We start from the raw sequence: 25034 nt of genomic DNA, 5'->3' as shown, positions 1-25034 counted from the left end.
CGCCTAAGAGGTTTCCTTCAGAGAAACGCCGACCGCGGAAAAGGGCCGACGCCAGAACTCACTCGAAATTCGAAAGAATCAAACATGTCTACTTTCAGCGCAAAACCCGCTGACGTGGTGCACGAGTGGTTTGTGATTGACGCGACCGATAAGGTCCTCGGCCGGGTAGCCAGCGAAGTTGCCCTCCGTCTGCGCGGCAAACACAAAGCCATTTACACGCCTCACGTCGACACCGGCGATTTCATCGTCATCGTCAACGCAGCCAAGCTCAAGGTCACCGGCACCAAGTCGCTCGACAAGGTGTACTACCGTCATTCGGGCTACCCCGGCGGCATCACCGCCACCACCTTCCGTGATCTGCAAGCCAAGCATCCTGGCCGCGCACTCGAAAAGGCCGTCAAGGGCATGCTGCCCAAGGGTCCGCTCGGCTACGCGATGATCAAGAAGCTCAAGGTCTACGGCGGCGCGGAACATCCGCACACCGCCCAGCAGCCGCAAGCGCTGGAAATCTGAGGAGTCCGGAATGATTGGTGAATGGAACAACGGCACCGGCCGACGCAAATCCAGCGTTGCCCGCGTGTTTCTGAAAAAAGGCACCGGCAAGATCACGGTCAACGGCAAGGACGTACAAGAGTACTTCGGCCGTGAAACCTCGATCATGATCGCCAAGCAGCCGCTCATGCTGACCAACCATGCCGAGACCTTCGACATCCAGGTCAACGTGCACGGCGGTGGTGAGTCCGGCCAGGCCGGCGCTACCCGCCACGGCATCACCCGTGCGCTGATCGACTGGGACGCGACCCTGAAGCCCGTGCTGTCCGCAGCCGGCTTCGTGACCCGCGACGCCCGTGAAGTCGAGCGTAAGAAGGTCGGCCTGCACTCTGCTCGCCGCCGCAAGCAGTTCTCCAAGCGTTAATTCGCGACCGAGACATGCAGAAAACCGCCTTTGTGGCGGTTTTCTGCTTTTGGGCAGAGGCAGCGATCCATCGCCCTGCTGACCGGGCAGGCAATCCTGTAACTGCCGCCTTGAAACCGGCATTCTTGCTAGCATGTTTGCCTTGCGTCGCGCCTGTCCACGTAGCGCACATCCCCACCGGAGCCCCCGAATGAGCACTGTCGCCGAAGTTTCCTCTCCCGCCACCACCTCCCCGGACGTCATGCCGGAGCCGATCCTGTTCACCGACAGCGCGGCTGCCAAGGTGGCCGACCTGATCGCCGAAGAAGGCAACCCGGACCTGAAGCTGCGGGTCTTCGTGCAGGGCGGCGGCTGCTCCGGCTTCCAGTACGGCTTCACCTTCGACGAAGTCACCAACGAAGACGACACGACGATGTCGAAGAACGGCGTTTCGCTGCTCATCGACGCGATGAGCTACCAGTACCTCATTGGCGCCGAGATCGACTACAAGGAAGATCTGCAGGGCGCGCAGTTCGTGATCAAGAACCCGAACGCCACGTCCACCTGCGGATGCGGCTCCTCGTTCTCGGCCTGACCTGCGGCGCCCCTCGAGGGGCGCTTTTCGTTTTCGGGCAGAAGCCGCCGCAGGGCGGCTTTTTCGTTGCCGTCGGCTTTTCACGTCCAGCCCCTTTCCATGCCAATTCAATCCCGTTCCGTTTCCAGCAGCGCATCGCCCCTGTTATGGCTGGTCGCCGCGGGCTTCTTCATGCAGACGCTGGACACGACCATCGTCAACACCGCCCTGCCGGCCATGGCACGCAGCCTGGGCGAGAGCCCGCTGCGCATGCAGTCGGTGGTGGTGGCCTATTCGTTGACGATGGCGATGCTGATTCCGGCGTCGGGCTGGATATCGGACCGCTTCGGCACCCGACGGGTGTTTTTCAGCGCGATCCTGGTCTTCGCCCTGGGCTCGCTGTTCTGCGCCCTGTCGCGCAACCTGGGCGAACTGGTCGCCGCGCGCATCCTGCAAGGCCTGGGCGGCGCCTTGCTGCTGCCGGTCGGCCGCGCGGCGGTGCTGCGGGGCGTGCCGCGTTCGCAGTTTCTCCAGGCCATGAGTTTCGTGGCGATTCCCGGCCTGATCGGACCGCTGTTGGGCCCGACGCTCGGCGGCTGGCTGGTGCAATACACCAGCTGGCACTGGATCTTCCTGATCAACCTGCCGGTCGGCGCCGTGGGCTGCCTTGCCACCCTCGTCTACATGCCGGACGGCCGCGCCTCTAACCCCGGTCGCTTCGATCTCGTCGGCTACGGCTGGCTGGCTTTCGGCATGGTGGCGGTGTCGCTCGCCCTCGACGGTCTGGCCGAACTCGGGCTGCCGCAGGCGATGGTGGTGCTGCTGCTGGTCTTCGGACTGGCGAGCCTGGCGGCCTATTGGCTGCATGCGTTGCGGCGGCCCGACCCCTTGTTCTCGCCCGCGCTGTTTTCGGTGCAATCCCTGCGCGTCGGTCTGATCGGCAACCTGTTCGCGCGCATCGGCAGCAGTTCGATGCCGTTCATGGTGCCGCTGCTGTTGCAGGTCGCCCTCGATTATTCGCCGCTGCACGCCGGCATGATGCTGCTGCCTGCCGCCCTGGCCGGGATGGGCATGAAGCCGATCGCGTCCCGCCTCATCGCCCACCTCGGGTATCGCCGGGTGCTGCTGGGCAACACGCTGGCCGTCGGCCTGACCATGCTGTCGTATGCCCTGATCGGCGCGGACCAGCCGCTGTGGATGCGCATCGTGCAGTTCGCGATCTTCGGCGCGGTGAATTCGCTGCAGTTCACCGCGATGAACACGGTGACGCTCAAGGACATGTCAGGGCCCTTGGCCAGCAGCGGTAGCAGCCTGCTGTCGATGGTGCAGATGCTCGCCATGGGCATGGGTGTGGCCTGCGCCGGTGCCGTGCTCGCAGGCTTCACCTCCTACTTCGGTGGCGATGCCGCATCACCCGAAGAGCGTTTGCGCGCCTTCCACGCCACCTTCGTCACGATGGGGCTGATCACCATGGCATCGTCGTGGATCTTCTGGCAGCTGGAGCCCGAAACCGTGGCCACCAGCGAGGAGGTGAAGGCCGTGGACGCCGACACCGTCGACCACGCCTGATCGGCGCAGCCGGCGCCTGCGTCAGCCCGGGTAGACGGCGCCGAGCACACAAGGCCCCGACGCGCCGGTGACCGCCGGCAGGTTGCCCGGCCGTCGTTCGATGCAGTTCCGGGCCAGCCAGGCGAATGCGGTCGCTTCCACCTGCAACGGCGGCAGGCCGAGTGCGTCGGTGGTCAAAACATCGATGCCAGGCAGCGCGCTGGCCAGCTCCCGCATCAAGGCTGCATTCAGCGCGCCTCCACCGCAGACATAGATGGCACGCGTGGCGGGCGCATGGCGCAGCAACGCTTGCGCCGCCGTGTGCGCGGTGAGTCGTGCCAGCGTGGCCTGCACGTCGGCCGGTGCGGCATCGGCGAAGTCGGAAAGGCGTGCTGCCAGCCAGCCGGGATGGAAAAGATCGCGCCCCGTGCTTTTGGGCGGTGCTTCCGCAAAAAACGGCTCGGCTGCCAGGACATCGAGCAGGCCCGGCAAGACCTGGCCGCTCGCCCCCCACGCGCCGCCGGCATCGTAGGGCTGGCCGGTGTGGCGCTGGCACCAGTGGTCGAGCAGCGCGTTGGCCGGACCGCAATCGAAACCCGATGCGCCACCGCCCGCGGGCAGCAAGGTGAGGTTGGCGATGCCGCCGAGGTTGAGCAGGGCGATGTCGCGTCCGCTGCCGCCGAACCAGTCGAGGTGAAACGCCGGCACCAGCGGCGCGCCCTGACCGCCGGCAGCCACGTCGCGGCTGCGGAAGTCGGCCACGACATCGATGCCCGTGGCTTCGGCCAACAAGGCGGGATTTTGCAGCTGCAGGGTGTAGCCGATGCCGTCGAACTGCCCGGGTCGGTGACGCACCGTCTGGCCGTGGGCGCCGATCGCTCGAATGTCGTCCGGCACCAGCCCGGTCGCCGCCTGCAGTGCGAAGACGACCTCGGCGTAGACACGTGACAGCGCGTTGGCCGCCAGGGCCGCGCGGTGCAATTCGTTGTCGCCAGGAGTGTTGAGGGCCAGCAACTCGGCGCGGAGCGCGGGCTGGAGTTCGCGGCTGGCGAACCCGGCTACCCGCGGCGGGTCGGAGGAAAAGAATTCGCAGACGACGCCGTCGACTCCGTCGAGCGAGGTGCCCGACATCAGGCCGATGTAGCGAACCGGTCGCTCCACGGCGCTGGCGCCGGCAGGCGGGTGCACGGCGGCGATCAGCGCGCGCTGGCGACCGACTGCAGGCCGGCTTCGAGCTGCACGCGCGTGGCGGCGGCGAGCTTGTTGAAGGCCGGCCGGTCGGCGGCACCGAGCTGCACGGCTTCGCTCTGGCGAGCCATCACCATTGGATCCTTCTGCACGCCGCCGACGCGGAATTCGAAATGCAGGTGCGGTCCGGTCGCCCAGCCGGTCTGGCCGACGAGGCCGACGTTCTGACCCTGCGACACCTTCTGGCCGCGGGCGACGTTGATCTTGCTCAGGTGGGCATAGACGGTCATGTCGTTGCCGCGGTGCTTGATCATGACCACGTTGCCGTAGCCGTTCTGCTGGCCCGCAAAGTCGACCACGCCGTCGCCCACGCTGCGCACCGGGGTACCGCTAGGTGCCGCGAAATCGGTGCCCAGGTGCATGCGCCACTGCTGCAGGATGGGGTGGAAACGGTTGGAGAAGCCGCTGGAGACCCGGCTGAATTCGAGTGGTGCACTCAGGTAGGCACGGTTGGCGCTCTTGCCGTCCATGCTGAAGTAGCTGCCCTTCTGGCCTTTGGGTTCGTACCAGAGCGCTGCATAGCCGCGACCGTCGTTGACGAACTCGGCGCTCAGCACGCGGCCGGCGCGGATGACTTCGCCGTCGGCCTCGATGGTTTCGTAGATCACCGAGAACCGATCGCCCTTACGCAGGCTGCGGCGGAAGTCGATGTCGTTGGAGAAGATTTCGGCGACCTGGTTGGCCACGCTTTCCGGGATGTTGGCTTCGTCGGTGGAGGCCAGCAGCGAGCTGTAGATGGTGGCGCTGGCCAGGCGGCTCGATACCGTCGTGGGCACTGCGGCGATGCTGGTGGCGAAGCCCTTGTCGGCGTCGCTCTTGCGCTCGATCACGAGCTTCTGGATTTCCTGGGCGTCGTCATTGCCCCAGCGCACGGTCAGGCGCAGCAGGGTGTTTTCTTCGGAGGCTTCCGCCGACACCAGCCGGCCGTTGCGGCCGAAGAGTGCCTGGCGCGCCTGCGGATCGCTGCGCAGGTAGGCCACGGCAGCCGCGTCGGCAATGCCGAGGCGGCGCAGCAGCGTTTCGGCCGAGTCGCTGCTGCGGGTGATCTCGCTGCGGTAGAGCCGCATCGGAGCCTTTTCCACATCGGCAAGGTCGCCCTTGAAGGCCAGGGGTTGGACCGATTGCAGGATCTGTCTGACGGGCAGGTCTGACGGATCAGGCGCGTAGTTGGCGACGGCGAAGGCGCCGCCTCCACCGCAAAGTAGGAAAGCGCCGAGGGCCGCGCCGATACGGCGTGGGTGTTGCTGAATGCCTTGGGCGGCGCGCTGCAGCAATGCCTGCGCGACGGCCTGAAAACCGTGGTTCAAGAGAAGTATCCCGAGAGAAATACGCTGGAACACCGGCCGCGCCAACCAACGGGCCGCGGTCTTACGATGAGCGAAAGAGGAGGTGTTCTTTGCCGTCCTCGGACCGTGCGGTCGGGCGCAAAAACCGGGCCACATAAAATGCGCGCATGCCGGGTGCGGCGGAGTATAGCGGCGCTCACTTCACTGGCGCTCGAAAAAACCCTTATGAATCAACCTTCTGTTACATTGGATTCTCTTTCTGAGAATGTAGGACTAGCGCTCGAAATCTCCCTGCGCGGCGCCGACGAACTGCTGCCGCGCGCCGAGTGGGTGCAAAAACTGCAGCGTTCGGAGGCGACCGGCGTGCCGCTGCGCATCAAGCTGGGGCTCGACCCGACCGCGCCGGACATCCACCTCGGCCACACGGTCGTGCTCAACAAGATGCGCCAGCTCCAGGACCTGGGGCACACGGTCATCTTCCTGATCGGCGACTTCACCACCACCATCGGCGACCCGTCGGGTCGCAACAGCACCCGACCGCCGCTGACCCGCGAGCAGATCGAGGCCAACGCCGAAACCTACTACCGCCAGGCGAGCATGGTGCTCGACCCGTCGCGCACCGAGGTTCGCTACAACAGCGAATGGTGCGACGCACTGGGCGCGCGCGGCATGATCCAGCTGGCCTCGCGCTACACCGTGGCGCGGATGATGGAGCGTGACGATTTCAGCAAGCGCTTCGCCGCTGGCCAGTCGATCGCGGTACACGAGTTTCTCTACCCGCTGATGCAGGGCTACGACTCGGTCGCGCTCAAGGCCGACCTCGAACTCGGCGGCACCGACCAGAAGTTCAACCTGCTGATGGGGCGCCACCTGCAGGCCGAATATGGCCAGGAGCCGCAATGCGTGCTGACCATGCCGCTGCTCGAAGGCCTGGATGGCGTGGACAAGATGTCCAAGAGCAAGAACAACTACATCGGCATTTCGGAAGAGCCCAACACCATGTTCGCCAAGGTGCTGTCGATCTCCGACACCCTGATGTGGCGCTGGTACACGCTGCTGAGCTTCAAGTCGCTCGCCGAGATCGAGGCGCTGAAGGCCGAGATCGCCGGCGGGCGCAACCCGAAGGACGCCAAGGTCGCGCTGGCACGGGAGATCACCACGCGCTTTCACAGCGCTGACGCGGCCGACGCGGCAGAGCACGATTTTCAGCAGCGCAGCAAGGGCGGCGTGCCCGACGAGATTCCGGGAGTGAGCCTGTCCGGGGCGCCGCTGGGCATCGGCCAACTGCTCAAGCAGGCCGGGCTGGCGCCGTCCACGTCGGAGGCCAACCGGCTGCTCGACGGCGGCGGCGTGCGTGTCGATTCGGTCGTGGTCAGCGACAAGGGCCTGAAGCTTTCGGCCGGCACTTACGTGGTGCAGGTCGGCAAGCGCAAGTTCGCCAAGGTGACGCTGGCCTGATCAGTCCTGGTGGTCGACAGTGTCGGGGTCGGGTTCGTCGCCGATGGTGCGCCGGGTGATGGCCGCCTCGGCGCGCAGCCAGTCGCAGAAGGCCTTGACTTCCGGCCGCTGCGCCCCGCGCGGTCCGACCAGCAGCCAATAGGCCAGGGCCGATTCGAGCCGGCATGCCGGCAATGCTTCCACCAGGTCGCCGGACGCGAGGCTGTCGGCGACCAACGGCAGGCGCGCCAGTGCCACGCCTTGCCCGGCCAGGGCCGCCTGCGCGATCTGCGAGGCGTAATTGAAATAAAGCCAGCGCCTCGGCTCCACCGGGCAGTCGTGCGCCAGAAACCACCGCTGCCAGCTCAGGGCGGCGAGCTGCGGCGAATGGTGCAGGTCGCCGGCCTCGATCAGCGTGAAGGCCGCGAGGTCCGCCGGCCGCTGCAGCGCGGGCGACGACTTCAGCAACCAGGGGCTGGCGACCACCGCCAGGCTTTCGCCGAACAGCCGCTGCGCGCGTGAGGTGGCGCGCGCCGGCGTGGTGTAGCGCAGGGCCAGGTCGACGTCGGAGGTTTCCAGGTCGACCGGCGCGTCGGTCGCGTCGATGCGGATGTCGATATCCGGATGCGCACGCTGAAACGCTTCGAGCCGCGGAATCAACCACAGCGATGCGAACGACGCCCAGGTGCTGACCGACACGATGCGCCGCCCGGATTCGTGGCGCAGCTGGCGCACGGTGCCGTCGATGGCGAGCAGGCTGGAGCTGACGGCGCGCAGCAGGCGGGAGCCGGCGCCGGTGAGTTCCACCGCCCGGGTGTGGCGCAGGAACAGGGGCAGGCCGACATCGTCTTCCAGCGCCTGGATCTGCCGGCTCACCGCCGACTGTGTCAGCGACAGTTCTTCGGCCGCCATGCGGAAGTTGAGGTGCCGCGCCACCGCCTCGAACGCGCGCAGGGTGCCGACGGCAATGGGTCGGGTGCGCGGTGCGGGGCGGTGCTGGGCCATGACGGAACTTCCGGTCGGGCGTTCCGGCGATTGATGCGGACTCGGTATCAATCGCGCGGATCGAATTCATTGGCCGGCGCGTGCGGCGGCGGCAATCATCAGCATATCCGGCCACTGCCCGGGAGGACGCCATGACGCCGCCATTCGTACCCGTGTTGCAAACATCCACCATCGTCGCCCGCACCGCGGCGACCTGGTGCTTCGACCGAGCGACCACGTTGGTCGTGATGCGAGGCCGGGTCTGGATCACGATCGACGGCGCGGCGAATGCGCCCGACGCACCGTCCGGCGGCGACTGGTTCCTGCCGGCCGGCGCGATGCTGCGGCTGGCGCCGCGCCAGCCGATGGTGATCGAGGCTGCGGGCGCCCCCGGCGAAGCCGCCGCGGTCAGCCTGCATGCCGACGCCGTGCCGCTGCCGCGATGGCTCGCGTGGGTGATGCGCGTGGGGCGACAACTGCGTGTTTCGACGCCCGACGGCGGACGCTGCGCAGGCGCCTAGAACGACAGGTCGAAGCCCGGCGCCAACGCCAGGAATTGATCCATCGCCGCCTCGTCGGCGAGTGGCCGCAGCTGCTCGCTTGCGGGCATGTCATCGGTCGGCGCATAGCCGCTGGCGATGCGGTCGTAGCGTCGATGCGGACGTGGCCCGTGGAAAATCTCCTGGAAGCCGGTCTGGCCCGAGACCTCGCGCGCCGATTCGTAGCAGCGGATGACCGCGTCGCGCTCGCCCTCGAGGTACAGGCAGAAGCCGGCGCCGTCGAACACCAGCACGCCGGAGACCCCCGGTGGGCACGACCGGCGGACGGCGGAGAACACCATTGGAACTGTCTGGACCGGTGTATCGGGCGCGAGATCGGAGACGGCGAGAAGCGAGTAGTAGGGGGAAGGCATGCGATGGGACAAGGCGGCGCAGTGTAGAAACGCCAGCGCAATCCGCCAATGTCAAATGACACGATGTGGCCTTCTAATATCGGTATCTTGAAACCCGAAGCCATCACCCTGGACTGCCCTCCCGACTGCCACCGCTGCGAGCTGCGGCAGACCGGAACCTTCCTGCCGTTTTCGTCCGAAAAACTCGACTACATCCAGAGTTTCCGCAAAAGCACGATGGAGGTCGCCGGAGGCCGCCAGATCATCGCGGAGCACAAGTCGAGCGGCCACCTGTTCACGCTCTACCGTGGTTGGGCGTTTCGCTACAAGACGCTGTCCGACGGACGTCGGCAGATCCTGAACTTCCTGGTGCCCGGCGACTTCATCGGACTGCAGGAAGAGTTCGCCGACGGCGCGACCCATGGCGTCGAGGCGCTCACCAATGTCTCGCTGTGCGTGTTCCCGCGCGACGGCCTGTGGCAGCTCTACCGCGACGATCCGCAACTCGCCTACGACATCACCTGGCTGGCCGCCCGCGAGGAAAGCCTGCTCGACGAGGGCCTGCTCACGGTCGGCCGGCGCACCGCCCTCGAACGGGTGGCGATGCTGCTGGTGCACCTGTACCGGCGGGCCGAGCGGGTGGGTTTGGCGCGCGAGGGCAGCATCGCCTTTCCATTCAATCAGCAGCACATCGCCGACGCGCTCGGGCTCTCGCTGGTGCATACCAACAAGACTTTGCGCCGGCTCGGCCGGCTCGGCTTGCACACGCTCGAAGAAGGGCGCCTGGTCATGAACGACCCGCGCGGGCTCCAGGACATCGCCGACTACTACCAGCGGCCCCTGCGCACGCCGCCGCTCATCTGAGCGGGCTGCTCGGCGCCCGGGCGCTGCAACTGTAGGTGAATGCTGACAAGCGTGACCCTTGCCAGACGACAGGTCCCGACTTGGTGCGTTTTTATGCTCGTGGGTACATCCAAAAGCATGAGTTCCGCAGGAGCCTCGACATGTCCATCGTTCCATTTCCACAGCCGCTGGCCGCACGAAAGCGGACCTCGCAGCGGCAGCAGCAACCCGCGCGTTTCTGGCTGAATCGGCAGCAACAGCAGCAGGGCTACAGCGAATACCAGCGCGGTCAGGCCGCGCCGGCACGTGCATCCATTCCCGATTCCATCGATCTATCGAAAGGCCAGAATGAAGAAAGCTGAACAGATTTCCGAGGGCATGCAAAAGGTGGTCGACCTCATCGACGGCATCGGCCCCGGCATGTTGACCACGCCCGACAGCCACGGTGTTCTCACCAGCCGGCCGATGATGCCGCTGGAAGTGGACGCCAACGGCTCGATCTGGTTCTTCACCAAGCCCTCGGCTGAAAAGCAGGCGCCCGCGGGCCAGGTGAACCTGACGTTCGCGGATCCGTCGAGCGCGAAGTACGTGTCGATCAGCGGTGGCTCGACCCTGATCTACGACCGCGCGCGAATCGAGGAACTCTGGACGGCCGCCGCCAAGCCCTGGTTTCCCGAAGGCAAGGAAGACCCCTCGCTCGCCCTGCTGCGGGTGGACGTCGACGACGCGGAGTTCTGGGATTCGAATTCCAGCCGCATGGTGCGGGCGATTGCCATGGCGGCGTCGGCCGTGTCGGGCAAGCCCGTTGGCATGGGCGAGAACCGCACGGTGCACAACCCGGCGGCACCGGCGCCCGCTGCTTGAGCGATCAGGCCCCGGGCGCTTTCTAAAACGGCGCGTTCCTGTTTCGACAGGAGCGCGCCGTTTTTCATTCCGACCGGCCGATGCAGTTCACTGCTTGGCCGCCAGCTCCATCGCGTCCTGGCGGTATTTCTGCAATTGCTTCACCGCGTGGGCGCGCTGCTTGTCGTCGGTGGTGTTGTGGGTCTCGGCCATGGCTTCGCAGCCGGCGCGGCGCACCGCTTGCTGGTGAGCGCGGACAGCCGGGTCGGATGAATCGAAGCTGCGGTCGATCAGGCCGGAGATGGCCTTGCGGGCGTCCGCCGGCGAGGTGTCCGGCGTGGCCTGCAGCTTTTCCAGGGTGCGCAACACATCCTGCTGCTGGCGCAGGCGGATGCCGTTGTCGTAGACCGGGTCGAAGCCGCCGCTGCTCACATACCGGCGAATCACTTCGCGCTGCGGCGCGTCGACCTTGCCGTAGAGGTTGTCGGCGTAGTCGACGATCTTGCGCATGCGCTTGTCGTCGCGCTTCTCGACCGAGGGCGTGATCCATTCCTTGCGGTAGTCGGCGTTGTTCTTGTCGTAGCGCTTGCGCAGCGCCTGCAACTGCTCGGGCTTGAGCGCCAGCGCGAGCGTGGCGGCCGACGGCTCGGCCTGGGTGCCGACGGCGTGCAGCCGCGTCCGCACCGCATCGAGCACGCCGCACATCTGCTCCGGCGTCACGTCCTTGACCGCCATCAGGCTCATCTGGTCGAGCAGTTCGGCGAACTGCGGCAACTCGTTGCGACGATGCCAGCGCTGCAGCGATGCGAGCTCTTCCTTGACTTGTCCTTTCTGCTCGTCGGTGAAGTCGAGGTAGTTGTCGAGCCACCAGTAGCTCACCTCGGGCAGGGTCTGGTAGCCCAGCTTGACGGCACCACAAGCGGTGATCACGACCGCGGCTGCCGCCACCCCGATAATCCGCAACCAGGGTCGGCGAGGCCCGCGCGCACGCAACGAGGGAGAAGAAATGCAAATGGACGGCATGTTGGATGTGGTGGTCATGGCCGCGGGCAAGGGTACGCGGATGAAAAGCGCGAGGCCGAAAGTGTTACATCGCCTTGCCGGCCGCCCCATGCTGCGCCACGTGCTCGATACCGTCGCCTCGCTCGACGCCCGCGCGGTGGTCGTCGTAACCGGTCACGGCGCCGAACAGGTCGAGGCCGCATCCACCCCGGACGCGCTTGCCGGCAAGCTGGGTTTCGTGCGCCAGGAGCCCCAGCGCGGCACCGGCGACGCGGTGCGTTTCGCCGCGCCGAGCCTGCGGGCCGACGGCACCGTGCTGATCCTCAATGGCGATGTGCCGCTGATCGCCGCCGACACCCTGCGCGCCCTCGCGGCGGCCGCGCGCCCCGATGCCCTGGCGCTGCTCACGATCGAGCTCGACGATCCCACCGGCTACGGCCGCATCGTGCGCGACGGTGCCGGGCTGGTGCAGGCCATCGTCGAGCAGAAGGATGCGAGTGAGGCCCAGCGCGCCATTCGCGAAACCTACACCGGCGTGATGGCCGTGCCCGGCGCGCGCCTGGGTGGCTGGCTGGCCCGGCTGTCCGACGACAACGCCCAGAAGGAGTTCTACCTGACCGACCTGGTCGCCATGGCCGTTGCCGACGGCGTGGCGGTGCAGGCGGTGCGCACCCGTGACGCGGTGGAGGTGGCCGGCGTCAACAGCCCGCTGCAGCTCAGCCAGCTCGAGCGCGCCTACCAGCGGCGCCAGGCCGAGGCGCAACTCGAAGCCGGCGTGCGCCTGGCCGACCCGGCGCGCTTCGACCTGCGCGGCCGACTCCATTGCGCGGCGGATGTCGAAATCGATGTCGGCTGCATCTTCGAGGGCGTGGTCGAGCTCGGCGAGGGCGTGCGCATCGGCGCCCACTGCGTCATTGCCGACGCCCGCATCGCCGCCGGCACGGTAGTGCATCCGTTCAGCCACATCCAGGGCGAGAAGGCCGGCGTGGAGGTGGGCGGCAACGCGCGCATCGGCCCCTTCGCGCGCCTGCGGCCCGGGGCGCGCCTGGGCGACGAGGTCCACGTCGGCAACTTCGTCGAGGTGAAGAACTCGACGCTGGCCGCCGGCGCCAAGGCCAACCACCTGGCCTACCTGGGTGATTCGACCGTGGGCGAGCGCGTGAACTTCGGCGCCGGCTCCATCACCGCCAACTACGACGGCGTGAACAAGCACCGCACCACCATCGGCGACGACGCCTCGATCGGCAGCAACTGCGTGCTGATCGCACCGGTGACGATCGGCGCCGGCGGCACCGTGGGCGGTGGCTCCACCGTGAGCCGCGATACACCGCCCGGCACCCTGACGGTGGCGCGCGCCCGACAGGTCAGTCTCGAACGCTGGAAGAAGCCCACCAAAAAGGCGGCAGAATAGCCAGACGCATGAACACGAGTCCATCCGGCGTTTCAGACGCCACCGACGACGCCGCCCCGAAGTTTGTCGAACGCCGGGATCGCCGCAATCCGCGGGCCGATCTGGACGACCTCTTTCGCGCGATCTCCCATGATCTCCGGGCGCCGGTGCGGCACCTCGGCGCCTTCGGCCTGATGCTGCGCGAGCGACTGGGCGAACTCGGCGGCGACGCCGAGGCGCTGTCCTGCCTCGACGCGATGGACAGTGCCACCCAGAATCTGGGCCGCATGATCGACGGCGTGCTGGAGCTGTCGCGCATCGCACGGGCGCCCTTGCTGCGCCAGCCGGTCGACGTGGGCGCGGTGGTACGCGAGGTGAAGGCCGAGATGGCGCCGCTGCTGGCACAACGCGAAGTCGACTGGCACATCGCCGACGAATGGCCGAGCTGCGACGGCGACGTGGCGCTGGTGCGTCAGCTGTTCGAGCGCCTGCTGTCCAACGCGATCAAATTCACCCGCCGCCAGGCGGTGGCGGCCATCTCCATCGGCTGGCACACCACGCCCGATGGCCGCACCGAATACCTGGTGCAGGACAACGGCGCCGGCTTCAATCCGCTGAGCGCCGCTGGACTCTTCGGCATCTTCGAGCGCCTGCATCCGCAATCGGAATTCGAAGGGCTGGGGGTCGGGCTGGCGGGCGCGCGGCAGATCGTCGAGCGCCACGGCGGTCGCATCTCGGCCGACGCCGCGCCGCAGGCCGGCTGCACCGTGCGCTTCACGCTCGGCTAGACGGTCGTCTGCAACGGTAGCGGCAGCGCGGTCACGAACTTCGACCGCTTCACGCTGAAGAACGCCTTCACGTTGCGCACATTGGTGTCGGCGTGGAACAGCCGGCGGGCGAGGGCGTCGTAATCGGGCATGTCATGGCAGCGCACGATCAGGATGAAATCCGGCCCGGGCGACACGCGATAGCACTGCTGCACTTGCGCCTGGGTGGCGGCCTGCGCCTCGAAGGCGTCGAGCCGTTCGGTGTCCTGCCGGTCGAGTGAGACCTCCACGATCACGCTGATGCCGTGCCCCAGCACCGAGGCGACGCGGTCGGTGTCGAGCAACGCCACCTGCCGGGCGATCAGCCCGGATTCGACCAGTCGCTTCACCCGGCGCAGGCAGGTCGCGGGCGAAATGCCCGCGATATCCGCCAGGGCCTGATTGCTGCGGGAGGCGTCGGCTTGAAGCTGGTCGAGCAGGGCGAAGTCGATTGAGTCGAGCGATAAATCGTTCATTCATTCATGTTAATTGAATGGATATTTCAACTACTTCGTGTGATGAAATATTCGATCATTTAATATTAAAAAGCCTGCTGAAAATTTCTTGACGATCGGCCTAACATCGCCGCTTTCCTCCTAAGGATTCATTCATGTGCGGCATCGTCGGCGCGGTCTCCACGCGCAATATCGTCCCTATCCTGGTTCAGGGTCTGCAGCGTCTCGAATACCGCGGCTACGACTCCTGCGGCGTGGCGGTCTACGACGAAGCCGCTGTCGCCACCCCCGAAGGCCCGTTGCGCCGCGCCCGCAGCACTTCGCGCGTGGCCGAGCTGCTCGACCAGGTGCGCACCGACCAGGTCGAGGGCCGCACCGGCATTGCCCACACCCGCTGGGCCACGCACGGTGCGCCGGCAGTGCACAACGCGCACCCGCATTTCAGCCACGGCCCGCACACGGTCGACGGCTCCACGCACCGGCCGGGACGGATTGCGCTGGTGCACAACGGCATCATCGAAAACCACGACGTGCTGCGCGTCGCGCTCGAAGCCAAGGGCTATGTCTTCGCCAGCCAGACCGACACGGAGGTCATCGCCCACCTGGTCGACAGCCTCTACGACGGCGACCTGCAGCAGGCGGTGCAACAGGCCGTCGCCCGACTGCAGGGCGCCTACGCGGTGGCGGTGTTCTGCCGCGACGAGCCGCACCGCGTGATCGGCGCACGTGCAGGCTCGCCGCTGATTCTGGGCGTGGGCACCGGCGACGTCGGCGGCGGCGAGCTCTTTCTCGCCAGCGACGCCATGGCGCTGGCCGGCGTCACCGACCAGATCGTCTACCTGGAAGAGGGCGACCTGGTCGACCTGCAACTGGGCCGCTACTGGATCAGCAACCTCAGCGCCGACGGCCAGACCCATGTGTCGGTCGACCTGGCCGAGCGCCCGGTGCGCACGGTGCAGGCCACCAGCGGCGCGGCCGATCTGGGGCCGTACCGGCACTACATGCAGAAGGAGATCTTCGAGCAGCCGCGCGCCATCGCCGACACGCTCGAAGGCGTGGCCGGCATCGTGCCCGAGCTCTTCGACGGCATCGGCCGCGACGGCGCCACTGGTGCCGCTGCCTGGCGCGTGTTCCAGGACATCGACTCCATCCTCATCCTGGCCTGCGGCACCAGCTACTACAGCGGCTGTGTTGCCAAGTACTGGCTGGAGGCCATCGCGCGCATACCGACGCAGGTGGAGATCGCCAGCGAATACCGCTACCGCAGCTCGGTGCCCAATCCGCGCACCCTGGTCGTCACCATCAGCCAGTCGGGCGAGACAGCCGACACGCTGGCCGCGCTCAAGCACGCCCGCCGCCTCGGCATGGAGCAGACGCTGACCATCTGCAACGTCGCCACCAGCGCCATGGTGCGCGAATGCAAGCTGGCCTACATCACCCGCGCCGGCACCGAGATCGGCGTGGCCAGCACCAAGGCCTTCACCGCCCAGCTCGCCGGCCTGTTCCTGCTGACGCTGGCGCTGGCCCAGCAGCGCGGCTTGCTCGACGCCGAAGCCGAAGCCGAACACCTGAAGGCGATGCGCCATCTGCCGACCGCCCTGCAGGCGGTGCTGGCGCTGGAGCCGCAGCTCATCGCCTGGGCCGAGGACTTCGCCGGCAAGGAGAACGCGCTCTTCCTGGGCCGCGGCCTGCACTATCCGATCGCACTGGAAGGCGCGCTCAAGCTCAAGGAGATCACCTACATCCACGCCGAGGCCTACGCCGCTGGCGAGCTCAAGCACGGCCCGCTGGCGCTGGTGACCAGCGAGATGCCGGTGGTGGCCGTGGCGCCCAACGACACCCTGCTGGAGAAGCTCAAGAGCAACCTGCAGGAAGTGCGTGCGCGCGGTGGTGTGCTGTACGTCCTGGCCGATGCCGACACCCGCATCGAGCGCGCCGAGGGCCTGCATGTGATCCGCATGCCGGAGCACTACGGCGCGCTCAGCCCGATGCTGCACGTGGTGCCGCTGCAGCTGCTGGCCTATCACACGGCGGTGGCGCGCGGGACCGATGTGGACAAGCCACGCAACCTGGCCAAGAGCGTGACGGTGGAGTGACGCGGCCGCTGGCGATCTGCCATGGTCTTCGCTGGAGTTCAAGGGCGTAGGTCGGCGCGACGGGCGTTCAGGTAAGAGACCAGGTCGTCGGGCTTCAAGGGCTTGCTGAAGTAATAGCCCTGCAACTCTTCCACCCCCAGATCGGACAGCACGTCGGCCTGTTCCGCCGTTTCCACGCCCTCGGCCACCACTTCCTTGTCCAGCGCCTGGGCCAGCGCGACGATGGCGGACGCGATGGCATACGCGGACTTCTGCACACCGAAACTCGACACGAAGCTCTTGTCGATCTTCAGGGTGTCGAACGGCAGCACGCTGAGATAACTCATAGCCGAATACCCCACGCCAAAATCGTCGAGCGCGATCGTGAAGCCGATTTCCTGGAGCCTTCTGAGTTTGGCGACAGCGGTCTCGATATCCCGGATCAGCGCGCCCTCCGTTATCTCGAGCTCGATCGATGTCGCCGGAACATGCGACGACCGCATGATCTCCTCGACGGTCTCGATGAACTTCTCGTGCATCAACTGGATCGGAGACAGGTTGACCGAAATCTTCTCGATGCCGATATCGCCGGTGGCGCGCCATTTTCCGAGCTGGTCGATGGCTTCTTTCAAAACCCAATAGCCGATATCGACGATGAGGCCGGAATCCTCCGCCAGGGTAATGAACTTGTCCGGCGGCACGAATCCGCGGGTCGGGTGGACCCAACGCAGAAGCGCTTCCGCAGACCGGGTGAACCGGTCGCTGCAAGCCACCCGAGGCTGGTAAACCAGATGAAACTGCTGCTGGTCGATGGCTGACGCCAGGTCCCGGCGAAGTTCGATCCGCTCGGCGGAAGAGCTGTTGAAAGAAGCGTCGAAATAAACCACCGTATTGCGGCCGGCACTTTTGGCCTCGTACATGGCGAGGTCGGCGTTTCGCAGCAGGTCGTCGTGTCCTGATCCATCTTGCGGATAAACGGCCACGCCCAGGCTGGCGCCGATCTGAATGCGCAAGTCGTCGATCGGGTAGAGCGTCTGCAATTCGTGGAGCACGCCCTGAATCTGTTTCTTGTAGATGTCTTCGTCGACCACCGGCAGCACAAAAACAAATTCATCGCCGCCCAGACGCGCAATGGCCGCGTCTCGCCCGAGAAGTGCCGCCGACATGCGGTCCGCCACCATATTGAGCAGCTTGTCGCCGGTATCGTGGCCATAGGCGTCATTGACGTCCTTGAACCCGTCGAGGTCGAGATAGACAACCGCCAGGTGTCGATTCTCAAGCGCGCTCCGCTGGATCATTTCCCCCAGTCGTTCGACCAGACCCAGACGATTCAGCAGCTTGGTCAATCCATCGCGAGCAGCGCGGGCGACCAATACCTTTTCGTGCTCCTCCGATTGAATCGCTATCGCCAGGCGCGATTTGAACGCATCGATTCTCGACGTGACATCGTGACCCGCGACGTCGGGCCCATCGATCAGGTCGATGAACGCCGAAAGCGTGTCGGTCTTCGCGATCAGGTGGGCGGCGTCGATTGGCGCCACCGGCGCGTTCTCTTGTCCGGGACTGAAAGTGGTCTCGACGAAGTGCGATCGCCCGTTGCCCACATAGCTCGTTCTGACCGCCGAAAAATGGTCGACGACGGCAATACGTGCCTCCGCTGCGCCCGTGAAAGCCGGCAGGTGTTCCAGACTCAGCCGGATGATCGAGTCGAGAGGACGATGTGCCAGGATCGCCTCGTCGATGCGCGCCATGACCTCCATGAAGGCGATGTCGTCGCCGATCGTCGCGGCCATGACATTGAAGGAGTCCGCGACATCGCGAAACTCGTCCCGCATGCCAGCGACCGGCACCACGTAGGTGAAATCCTTGTTTCGGATGGCTTTGGTGGCCAGCATCAGAGCGTCCAGCGGCGTGGTGGCGCGGCGAATGAAAAATGCGCTGACGCTCAATGTCAGCAATAACGAGGCGGCAGCGACATAAGCGAACAACGCACCGAGTTTGATCGGCAGGTAATCGGCGACATCTGGCGCCGCCACTGCCAGCAGGGTCCACGGTTTTCCATCGAAGTAGGGCCTGAAATAAAATGGCCTTTCGATTTCGATGGTCGAGAGGCTCGGTCTTGGCGGGCCCTGGCAATGCGGTTCCTCGAACTCCTCGCCTCCGACGCACAAGGTGTAATACGCGCTTTCGAGGTTCTCCCAGAGATAGGTTCTGTTGAGCGTGCCCCGAATAACCCGCGAGCTTCCGGCTTCCGCGATCTCCATGGAAACTTCCGGCCAGCCGTCCTGAGCGGTCGTCACGCTGACCCGGACCGCCTCCTTGCCGGGCGATGGCCGATTGGATGGTTCCTGGGAAATTTGGGAGAAAACCGAGTTCGCCCGGTTGACCGCGTCCGCGTTGTAGGAATGGTTGTTTTTCGCGGTATTGACGATGCGGAGAATGGATTCCGCTCCGCGCAATCGATCGAGAAGGTTCAAGGCCACCGACTTGGTGGAGTCGCGAAGCAATTGGTCGGTTGCCTGGTCCAGAACGAAGTCGCTCAGCTGGCGCGACAGGACCGAAATGCAGATCAGCGGCACGGCGATGATGAACAAGAAGAAGAGAAAAATCTTCTTTCCGATCTTGCTTCGTACAAAACCGATTTGAAGCCGGCCCATATCAATAATTCTTCGCAATGCCGATATAGGCGCCGTTGTTGGCGCGAATGATGTCGTCCTGCGAAATACCCGCGGTCAACGGCGTCGTCGTTCTGCCGTCGGGGCCGGCACTGTACAAGTCGTAATCGCTGTTGAGCGGGTGCAGCGACCGGTCTTTTCGTTTTTGCCCGATCGAGGCGCCATCCATGTTGAGATAATAATAAGGATTACCCCAGCGGTCCGGCTTGCTCCAGCCGATATCGGCGAGTGAATCGGGCAGACGCCCGTTTTCCTGCTGGTAGATCTCGATCATGTGGCCGATGGCGCCCATGTCCAGGATGACCTGGGCCATCTGCGCCCGTTCGATGTAAGAGCGATAAGTGGGCACCGCGATCGCGGCCAGCACGCCGACGAGCCCCACCACGATCAGCAGCTCGACCAGCGTGTAGCCCAGCAGGCGCTGCCTCGCTCCACCGGCCTTTGCCAGACGCTCGCGCACCACGGCGAAAACCCGCAGAACCAGACTCCCCCGCCGCACGTCGTCGGGATGCGGGCGGGAATTATTATCATTTGACTCATTCATATGCATTTGTCTCGCGGCGCAGGATAAGAACCCTGGATTTGAATAACAAGCGCTAACCGCAGTTAAAGCGGGAATGAGTGATATTTTGGGCTTTGCCGATAGTGACCGGCTATTGAGATTGGGTGCGACCGTTGATATTCAAATCAAAAGCGTGGAATTAATGCTGCGTTCAGCATTTTCGACTTAGCCACCGGCGGCCTCTTGGCGCGAGCAAGGCCGCGTCGCGGCACAGCCTGCCCGTGAACGGGGCCGCCATAACGGAGCGCCGGCAGTATTACGCCGGCAACGCCGGGGCTTGCGCGCCCTGGCCGGGGATAGCCGCCACGAGTTCGCGCGTGTAGTCGCTCGAAGGCCGCAGGAACACGTTCTCGGCGGTGCCCAGTTCCACCAGCTTTCCGCGCTGCATGACGGCGATGCGGTGGCACAGCCGGGCAGCCACCCGCAGGTCGTGCGTGATGAAGATCATGCTCAGGCCGAGACGCTCGCGGATCGATTCGAGCAGGTCCAGGATTTGCGCCTGCACCGACACATCCAGCGCCGATACCGCTTCGTCCGCAATGAGGATTTCGGGGTCCATCATCAAGGCGCGGGCGATCGACAGCCGCTGCCGCTGGCCGCCGGAGAACTCGTGCGGATAGCGGTCGAGCGCGCTGGCGTCCATGCTGACCAGCTCCAGCATTTCGAGCATGCGGGCCTGCACCGCGCTGGCCGATGCGCCGAAGTTGAGCGGTCCCTCGGCCAGCGTGCGCCCGACCGTGCGGCGCGGATTGAAGGACCGGAACGGATCCTGGAACACCATCTGCACCCGTTTGCACAACTCCCGCGATGGGCCGGAGCCGAGACCGGCCACCGAGACGCCATCGACCAGGATCTCGCCCGACGTGGGCGTGGCGAAACGTGCGAGGCAGCGGCCGAGCGTCGTCTTGCCCGAACCCGACTCTCCGACCACGCCGAGCGTTTCGCCCCGTGCGAGGGTCAGCGAAACGCCGCCCAGCGCATCGACCGTCCGACGCCTGGACTTGAACATCGACCGTGTCTCGAAGCGCATGGTCAGGTCGCGGACTTCGAGTGCGACTACGTTTTCGGTCCAGGTCCGTCGGGCGCGGAAATCGCCGCGCGGGCGGGCGTCGAGCAAGCGGCGGGTGTAGGGGTGTTGCGGATTGCTCAGCACTTCGGCGGCCTTGCCCTGTTCGACGATGCGGCCGGCCTGCATGACGACCACGCGGTCGGCGATTTCAGCGACGACGTCGAAGTCGTGGGTGATGAAAAGCACGCCATTGCGATGCCGCCCGCGCAGTTCCTTGAGCAGCCGCAGCACCTGTGCCTGCGAGGTGACGTCGAGCGCCGTGGTGGGCTCGTCGGCAATGATGAGTCCGGGCTCCATCGCCAGGGCCATGGCGATCATCACCCGTTGGCGCTGCCCGCCCGAGAGCTGGTGCGGGTAGGCGTTCTGCAGTGTTTCGGGTGATGGCAGGCGCACGTCGGCGAGCAGGGCCAGCACCCGCTCGGCCACCGCGTCAGGCCCCAGGGCCCTGGCATGGCACTGGAACACTTCGGCGATCTGCTGGCCGACCCGCATCAGCGAATTGAGCGCGGTCATCGGCTCCTGGAAGATCATGGCCATGCGGTCACCGCGCAGCTTCTGCAGCCGGGCCAGGCCGGCGTGGGTGATGTCTTCGCCCGCCAGCAGGATCTGGCCGCTCTCCAGCGTCAGCACGTTCCGGGGCAGCAAGCCCATCACCGCGCCCGAGGTCACGGATTTGCCCGAGCCGGATTCGCCCACGATGCAGACGATTTCGTGGGCATGCACCGTCAGCGAGATGTCTTCCACCGCATAGCGCCGGTCGCCGCCGCCTGGCAGGCGCACCTTGAGTTTGCGGATCTCCAGGATCGGGCGAGCGCGGTCGTCGGCGGGCGCTTCGGTGACGTCGGCCGCAGGTGTGGGGATGGCGTTCATGGCTTCAGCCTTTCACGGTGCGCGAGAGGCGCGGGTCGAGGCGGTCGCGCAGTGCGTCGCCGAACATGTTGACCGTGAGGATCAGCAGGGCCAGGAAGGCGCCCGGGTAGAGCACGATCCAGGGCGCCCGCTGAAAGAAGGGCCGGCCCTCGGCAATGATGCTGCCCAGGCTCGGGATTTCCGGCGGAAAGCCGAGGCCCAGAAAGCCGAGCACGGCTTCGGTGAGGATCGCCGCCGCGCAGACGAAGGTCGCCTGCACCACCAGGGGGTTGATGGTGCTCGGCGCGATGTGCCGCCACAGCACCTGCAGGGCCGGGGTTCCGGAGCCTATCGACGCCTCGACATACGGCTCCTCGCGAACCGACAGCACCACGCTGCGCACCAGCCGTGCGATACGGGGAATTTCGGGGATCGCGATGGCGGTCACCATCGTGAGGATGTTGGCGCCTCCCAATGCGACCATCGCCACCGCCAGCAGCAGGCCGGGGATGGCCATGATGCCGTCCATGAGCCGCATGACCGGTGCGTCGAGGCGGCGCACGTAACCAGCGGCCAGGCCGATCGCCATGCCGAGCACCACCGATATCGCGCTGACCAGCACCGCCAGCGTGATCGACAGGCGGCCGCCGTAAAGCACGCGGGACATCAGGTCGCGGCCGAGCGAATCCGTGCCCAGCCAGTAGACATCGGACGAGGGCTTGAGCCGTGCGCTCGGCGTCAGCGCGGCCGGATCGTGCTGCGAGAAAAGCGGTGCGCCGGCCGTGGCGATGATGAGCGCCAGCAGCAACACCAGCGACGCCAGCATGACCCGGTCGTGCAGCACCGCGGTACAGGCGCGCGCGAAGGTGGATCTGCCGGCGGGCCGCGCCACGGGAAGGGGGGAGGTCGTGGACATGAAGCGTTTTCCTGCCGTGGGTTCAGTACCGGATCCGTGGATCGAGGATGACGTAGGCCATGTCGATCAGGAGATTGACGAAGACGTAGATGAACGAGAAGAACAGGATCGTTCCCTGCACCACCGGGTAGTCGCGCGCCAGCACCGAGTCGACGATGAGCCGGCCGATGCCGGAGATGTTGAAGATGGTCTCGGTGACCACCACGCCGCTGATCAGCGTGGTGAGCGCCACGCCGACGATGGTCACGATGGGAATCGCGGCATTGCGCAGTGCGTGCCGGAACAGCACCAGCCGCTCGCCCACGCCCTTGGCGCGAGCGGTGCGCACGAAGTCCTCGCCCAGCACGTCGAGCAGGCTCGCGCGGGTGATGCGGGTGATCAGCGCCACGAACACCATGGCCAGGGTAAGCGTGGGCAGAACCAGGTGCGATGCGTATTCGCCGATGCCGTCTTCGATCGGCGAATAGCCCTGCACCGGCAGCCAGTCGAGCCGCACCGAGAACACCAGGATCAACACATAACCGACAACGAAGGCCGGCACCGAAAACGCCAGCACCGCGCCGGCCATGATCCCGCGGTCGACCAGGCGACGGTGGCGCCAGGCCGCCAGCACGCCCAGCGGAATCGCCGCCGTGATCGTCAGCAGGATGGCCCACGCGGCCAGCGAGAAGGTCGGGCCGAGCCGTGCGGCGATCAGCGACGAGACCGGCTGCTTCGATTGCACCGAATGGCCGAGGTCGCCCTGCGCCAGTGCCGCCATCCAGCGCAGGTACTGGGTGGCGATGTTCTGGTCCAGCCCCATGTCGGCACGAATCTCGGCGATGGTTTCCTCGCTAGCCATGTCCCCGGCGATCACCCGCGCCGGGTCGCCGGGAGCCAGCCGTAGCAGCAGGAAGACCACGGTGGCGACGATCACCATGACCGGTATCGCCGCCAGCAGGCGTTTGACTATGAGTTCGAGCATGGAGGCGCCTTTTGCTTTGCTTTTTTTGCCTGGAAACTGCGGGACCGGTCGTCGGCTTATTTCTTGCCGGACCAGAACAGCGGGATCTGCGCGTCGGCCATGTCACCCAGCTTGGCGGCGTTGTAGCCCTTGGCCTTGGAATAGGCGCCCAGCGGAATGAAGAACACCTGCTCGTAGTTCAGCTTCTGGATCGCGACCGCGATCTGCTTCTTCTTCGCCGTGTCGCTTTCCTCGGCGAACTGGTCGCGCAGCTTTTCCATTTCGTCGCTCTTCGACCAGCCCACATAGCCGGTCTCGCCACGGCCGTCCAGGTTGGGATTGGTCAGCGGGTTCATCAGGTCGAGGGCGGTGAAGCCGGTCTGGAAAACGCTCCATCCGCCCTGGGCCACCGGATCCTTCTTGGAGTAGCGCGACAGCAGCGTCGCCCAGTCCATCGACTGAATCTCCACGTTCATGCCGATCGTCTTGAGCGCCTGCGCCGTGACCGACGCGAGGCTCGCCAGGATGGGCAGGTCGGTCGGATGCAGGATCACCACCTTGCTGCCGTCGTAGCCGCTTTCGGCCAGCAAGGCGCGGGCGCGGGCCACGTCGGCCTTGCGGATCTGCGTCGCGCCTTCTTCCGAGGCGTAGGGCGAGGAGCAGCTCAGCACGGCGCCGCAGAGCTGGTACATGGCGCCTTCGCCGATCTGGGCGTCGAGGTAGTCCTGCTGGTAGATGGCGGCCAGCGCGGCGCGTCGCACCTTGACGTTGTTGAACGGCGGCTGGAGCCAGTTCATGCGCATCGTGAACATGTTGGTGCTCTTGCCGTAGGGCTTGAGCGCCACGGTCTTCACGCCGTCGAGCTGGGGCATCAGGTCGGGTGGGACGTCCTCGACGAAATCGATCTCCCCGCGTCGCAGCGCGTTCACCGCGGTCTGGGCGTCGGAGATGCTGACCAGTTCGATGCGGTCGACCAGCGCGACCTTGCCGCCGGCGAAGCCGCTGGCGGGCTCCTTGCGGGGCAGGTAGCCGCCGAACTTGACATAGGTCGCCTTGACGCCCGGCTGGAAGTTGGCCGCCACGAACTGATACGGGCCCGAGCCGATGACCTCGGTGATGGGTTGCGACACCGGCGTCGCCGCGATGCGCCTGGGCATGATGAATGGCACCGGGGAGCCGGGCTTGGCCAGTGCCTCGAACAGCATGCCGAAGGGCTTCTTCAGGCGAAAGACAAGCGTGCCGGCGTCGGGGGTTTCGAGCTTTTCGGTCGCGGCCATCATGCGTTGGCCGAGGGTGTCGCGGTCGGCCCAGCGCTTGAGCGACGCGGCGACGTCCTCGCTCGTGACGGGCGTGCCATCGTGGAACTTGAGACCCTGCCGCAGCACCAGCGTCACGGTGCGCCTGTCGGTCGATTCCTTCCAGCTTTCCACCATTTCCGGCTGGGGCTTGTGGTTCGCGTCCATGGCGAACAGGGTGTCGAAGACCAGGTAGCCGTGATTGCGTGTGATGTAGGCGTTGGTGATGATCGGATCGACCACACGCAGCGGTGCCTGCATGACCACCCGCGCCACGGTTTCGGCCTGTGCCCTGGCCGGCAGTAAGCCGACCGCGCAGAGGGCCAGTACGCCGGCAACGGGCAACGGTGCTGCGAACGCGAGAAGTCGCGTCAGCCTGGAACTCGGCTTTTTCATATGCGGCCTTTCAGGAAATGGATTGAAGAAAAACGGGCGACCTGCGCATGC

The 25034-nt window shown here is 65.8% G+C and carries 24 protein-coding genes; 12 read left to right on the top strand and 12 right to left on the bottom strand.

Features of this window, described 5'->3' with window-relative positions; genetic code table 11:
- Nucleotides 1–84: 84 nt before the first annotated feature.
- The 4 genes from rplM to mdtD all read left to right on the top strand — a co-directional run bounded on the left by rplM (nucleotide 85) and on the right by mdtD (nucleotide 3038).
- Nucleotides 85–513 carry a 50S ribosomal protein L13 gene (rplM, locus tag R9X41_RS19685; protein WP_318632129.1) on the top strand — a complete coding sequence of 143 codons (429 nt, stop codon included), beginning with the start codon at nucleotides 85–87 and terminating at the stop codon, nucleotides 511–513.
- A 10-nt stretch (nucleotides 514–523) separates the two neighbouring features.
- The gene (gene rpsI / locus R9X41_RS19680) at nucleotides 524–916 is read left to right on the top strand and encodes a 30S ribosomal protein S9 (protein ID WP_318632128.1); all 393 of its coding nucleotides are present in this window, start codon (nucleotides 524–526) and stop codon (nucleotides 914–916) included.
- A gap of 190 nt (nucleotides 917–1106) precedes the next feature.
- Nucleotides 1107–1490: an iron-sulfur cluster insertion protein ErpA gene (gene erpA, locus R9X41_RS19675; RefSeq protein ID WP_412556632.1), complete on the top strand. Its 384-nt coding sequence runs from the start codon at nucleotides 1107–1109 to the stop codon at nucleotides 1488–1490.
- A 99-nt stretch (nucleotides 1491–1589) separates the two neighbouring features.
- Nucleotides 1590–3038, top strand: a complete 1449-nt coding sequence (gene mdtD / locus R9X41_RS19670) for a multidrug transporter subunit MdtD (RefSeq protein WP_318632127.1) — start codon at nucleotides 1590–1592, stop codon at nucleotides 3036–3038.
- 21 nt (nucleotides 3039–3059) lie between these two features.
- On the opposite strand, the gene R9X41_RS19665 is transcribed toward mdtD, so the two are convergent.
- Nucleotides 3060–4148, bottom strand: a complete 1089-nt coding sequence (locus R9X41_RS19665) for an anhydro-N-acetylmuramic acid kinase (protein ID WP_318635284.1) — start codon at nucleotides 4146–4148, stop codon at nucleotides 3060–3062.
- A gap of 65 nt (nucleotides 4149–4213) precedes the next feature.
- Nucleotides 4214–5572, bottom strand: a complete 1359-nt coding sequence (locus tag R9X41_RS19660) for a M23 family metallopeptidase (protein WP_318632126.1) — start codon at nucleotides 5570–5572, stop codon at nucleotides 4214–4216.
- 204 nt (nucleotides 5573–5776) lie between these two features.
- On the opposite strand from R9X41_RS19660, the gene tyrS reads away from it, so the two are divergent.
- On the top strand, nucleotides 5777–7009 hold the full coding sequence (gene tyrS, locus R9X41_RS19655) for a tyrosine--tRNA ligase (RefSeq protein ID WP_318632125.1): 1233 nt from the start codon (nucleotides 5777–5779) through the stop codon (nucleotides 7007–7009).
- Here the strand turns inward: tyrS and R9X41_RS19650 are convergent, their stop codons facing one another.
- A complete protein-coding gene (locus R9X41_RS19650) occupies nucleotides 7010–7993 on the bottom strand; it encodes a LysR substrate-binding domain-containing protein (protein WP_318632124.1) in 984 nt (327 codons plus the stop codon).
- A 131-nt stretch (nucleotides 7994–8124) separates the two neighbouring features.
- Here R9X41_RS19650 and R9X41_RS19645 point away from each other — a divergent pair, with 131 nt between their 5' ends.
- Nucleotides 8125–8493, top strand: coding sequence for a DUF2917 domain-containing protein (locus tag R9X41_RS19645; RefSeq protein WP_318632123.1), 369 nt, complete (start codon nucleotides 8125–8127; stop codon nucleotides 8491–8493).
- On the opposite strand, the gene R9X41_RS19640 is transcribed toward R9X41_RS19645, so the two are convergent.
- Nucleotides 8490–8885 carry a BLUF domain-containing protein gene (locus R9X41_RS19640; protein ID WP_318632122.1) on the bottom strand — a complete coding sequence of 132 codons (396 nt, stop codon included), beginning with the start codon at nucleotides 8883–8885 and terminating at the stop codon, nucleotides 8490–8492. The genes R9X41_RS19645 and R9X41_RS19640 overlap by 4 nt on opposite strands.
- 87 nt (nucleotides 8886–8972) lie before the next feature.
- On the opposite strand from R9X41_RS19640, the gene R9X41_RS19635 reads away from it, so the two are divergent.
- From R9X41_RS19635 to R9X41_RS19625, 3 genes are all read left to right on the top strand, one after another.
- Complete coding sequence (locus R9X41_RS19635; RefSeq protein ID WP_412556631.1) at nucleotides 8973–9728, top strand: Crp/Fnr family transcriptional regulator; 756 nt, start codon at nucleotides 8973–8975, stop codon at nucleotides 9726–9728.
- Nucleotides 9729–9808: 80 nt separating this feature from the next.
- A complete protein-coding gene (locus R9X41_RS19630) occupies nucleotides 9809–10069 on the top strand; it encodes a hypothetical protein (RefSeq protein ID WP_318632120.1) in 261 nt (86 codons plus the stop codon).
- Nucleotides 10056–10571, top strand: a complete 516-nt coding sequence (locus R9X41_RS19625; protein ID WP_318632119.1) for a pyridoxamine 5'-phosphate oxidase family protein — start codon at nucleotides 10056–10058, stop codon at nucleotides 10569–10571. The genes R9X41_RS19630 and R9X41_RS19625 overlap by 14 nt, the downstream gene beginning before the upstream one ends.
- 87 nt (nucleotides 10572–10658) lie before the next feature.
- Here the strand turns inward: R9X41_RS19625 and R9X41_RS19620 are convergent, their stop codons facing one another.
- On the bottom strand, nucleotides 10659–11498 hold the full coding sequence (locus R9X41_RS19620; protein WP_318632118.1) for a DUF6279 family lipoprotein: 840 nt from the start codon (nucleotides 11496–11498) through the stop codon (nucleotides 10659–10661).
- A 64-nt stretch (nucleotides 11499–11562) separates the two neighbouring features.
- Between R9X41_RS19620 and glmU the strand changes: the two genes are divergently transcribed.
- Together glmU and R9X41_RS19610 are read left to right on the top strand one after the other, a co-directional pair.
- The gene (gene glmU, locus R9X41_RS19615) at nucleotides 11563–12963 is read left to right on the top strand and encodes a bifunctional UDP-N-acetylglucosamine diphosphorylase/glucosamine-1-phosphate N-acetyltransferase GlmU (RefSeq protein ID WP_318635283.1); all 1401 of its coding nucleotides are present in this window, start codon (nucleotides 11563–11565) and stop codon (nucleotides 12961–12963) included.
- Between the two features lie 8 nt (nucleotides 12964–12971).
- Nucleotides 12972–13730, top strand: a complete 759-nt coding sequence (locus tag R9X41_RS19610) for a sensor histidine kinase (protein ID WP_318632117.1) — start codon at nucleotides 12972–12974, stop codon at nucleotides 13728–13730.
- On the opposite strand, the gene R9X41_RS19605 is transcribed toward R9X41_RS19610, so the two are convergent.
- Nucleotides 13727–14224 (bottom strand): Lrp/AsnC family transcriptional regulator, encoded by a 498-nt coding sequence (locus R9X41_RS19605; protein ID WP_318632116.1) that lies wholly within the window; start codon nucleotides 14222–14224, stop codon nucleotides 13727–13729. The two genes, R9X41_RS19610 and R9X41_RS19605, sit on opposite strands and share 4 nt — an antisense overlap.
- A 134-nt stretch (nucleotides 14225–14358) precedes the next feature.
- Here R9X41_RS19605 and glmS point away from each other — a divergent pair, with 134 nt between their 5' ends.
- On the top strand, nucleotides 14359–16299 hold the full coding sequence (gene glmS, locus R9X41_RS19600) for a glutamine--fructose-6-phosphate transaminase (isomerizing) (RefSeq protein ID WP_318632115.1): 1941 nt from the start codon (nucleotides 14359–14361) through the stop codon (nucleotides 16297–16299).
- A 38-nt stretch (nucleotides 16300–16337) separates the two neighbouring features.
- Here glmS and R9X41_RS19595 read toward each other — a convergent pair whose 3' ends face one another.
- From R9X41_RS19595 to R9X41_RS19570, 6 genes are all read right to left on the bottom strand, one after another.
- Complete coding sequence (locus R9X41_RS19595) at nucleotides 16338–18935, bottom strand: putative bifunctional diguanylate cyclase/phosphodiesterase (protein WP_318632114.1); 2598 nt, start codon at nucleotides 18933–18935, stop codon at nucleotides 16338–16340.
- 1 nt (nucleotide 18936) lies between these two features.
- Nucleotides 18937–19503: a type IV pilin protein gene (locus R9X41_RS19590; protein WP_318632113.1), complete on the bottom strand. Its 567-nt coding sequence runs from the start codon at nucleotides 19501–19503 to the stop codon at nucleotides 18937–18939.
- Nucleotides 19504–19771: 268 nt separating this feature from the next.
- The gene (locus tag R9X41_RS19585) at nucleotides 19772–21454 is read right to left on the bottom strand and encodes a dipeptide ABC transporter ATP-binding protein (protein WP_318632112.1); all 1683 of its coding nucleotides are present in this window, start codon (nucleotides 21452–21454) and stop codon (nucleotides 19772–19774) included.
- Nucleotides 21455–21458: 4 nt separating this feature from the next.
- Nucleotides 21459–22349, bottom strand: coding sequence for an ABC transporter permease (locus R9X41_RS19580; protein WP_318632111.1), 891 nt, complete (start codon nucleotides 22347–22349; stop codon nucleotides 21459–21461).
- 22 nt (nucleotides 22350–22371) lie between these two features.
- Entirely contained in the window at nucleotides 22372–23313 is a 942-nt protein-coding gene (locus R9X41_RS19575) for an ABC transporter permease (protein ID WP_318632110.1), read from the bottom strand.
- 56 nt (nucleotides 23314–23369) lie between these two features.
- A complete protein-coding gene (locus tag R9X41_RS19570; RefSeq protein WP_318632109.1) occupies nucleotides 23370–24983 on the bottom strand; it encodes an ABC transporter substrate-binding protein in 1614 nt (537 codons plus the stop codon).
- Between the last annotated feature and the right edge of the window lie 51 nt (nucleotides 24984–25034).

The sequence above is a fragment of the Xylophilus sp. GOD-11R genome, from assembly GCF_033546935.1.
In the GTDB taxonomy this organism is placed as follows: Bacteria; Pseudomonadota; Gammaproteobacteria; order Burkholderiales; family Burkholderiaceae_C; genus Xylophilus.
The sequence above is the reverse complement of the archived record's forward strand: the minus strand, read 5'-3'. Positions and strand labels throughout refer to the sequence as shown.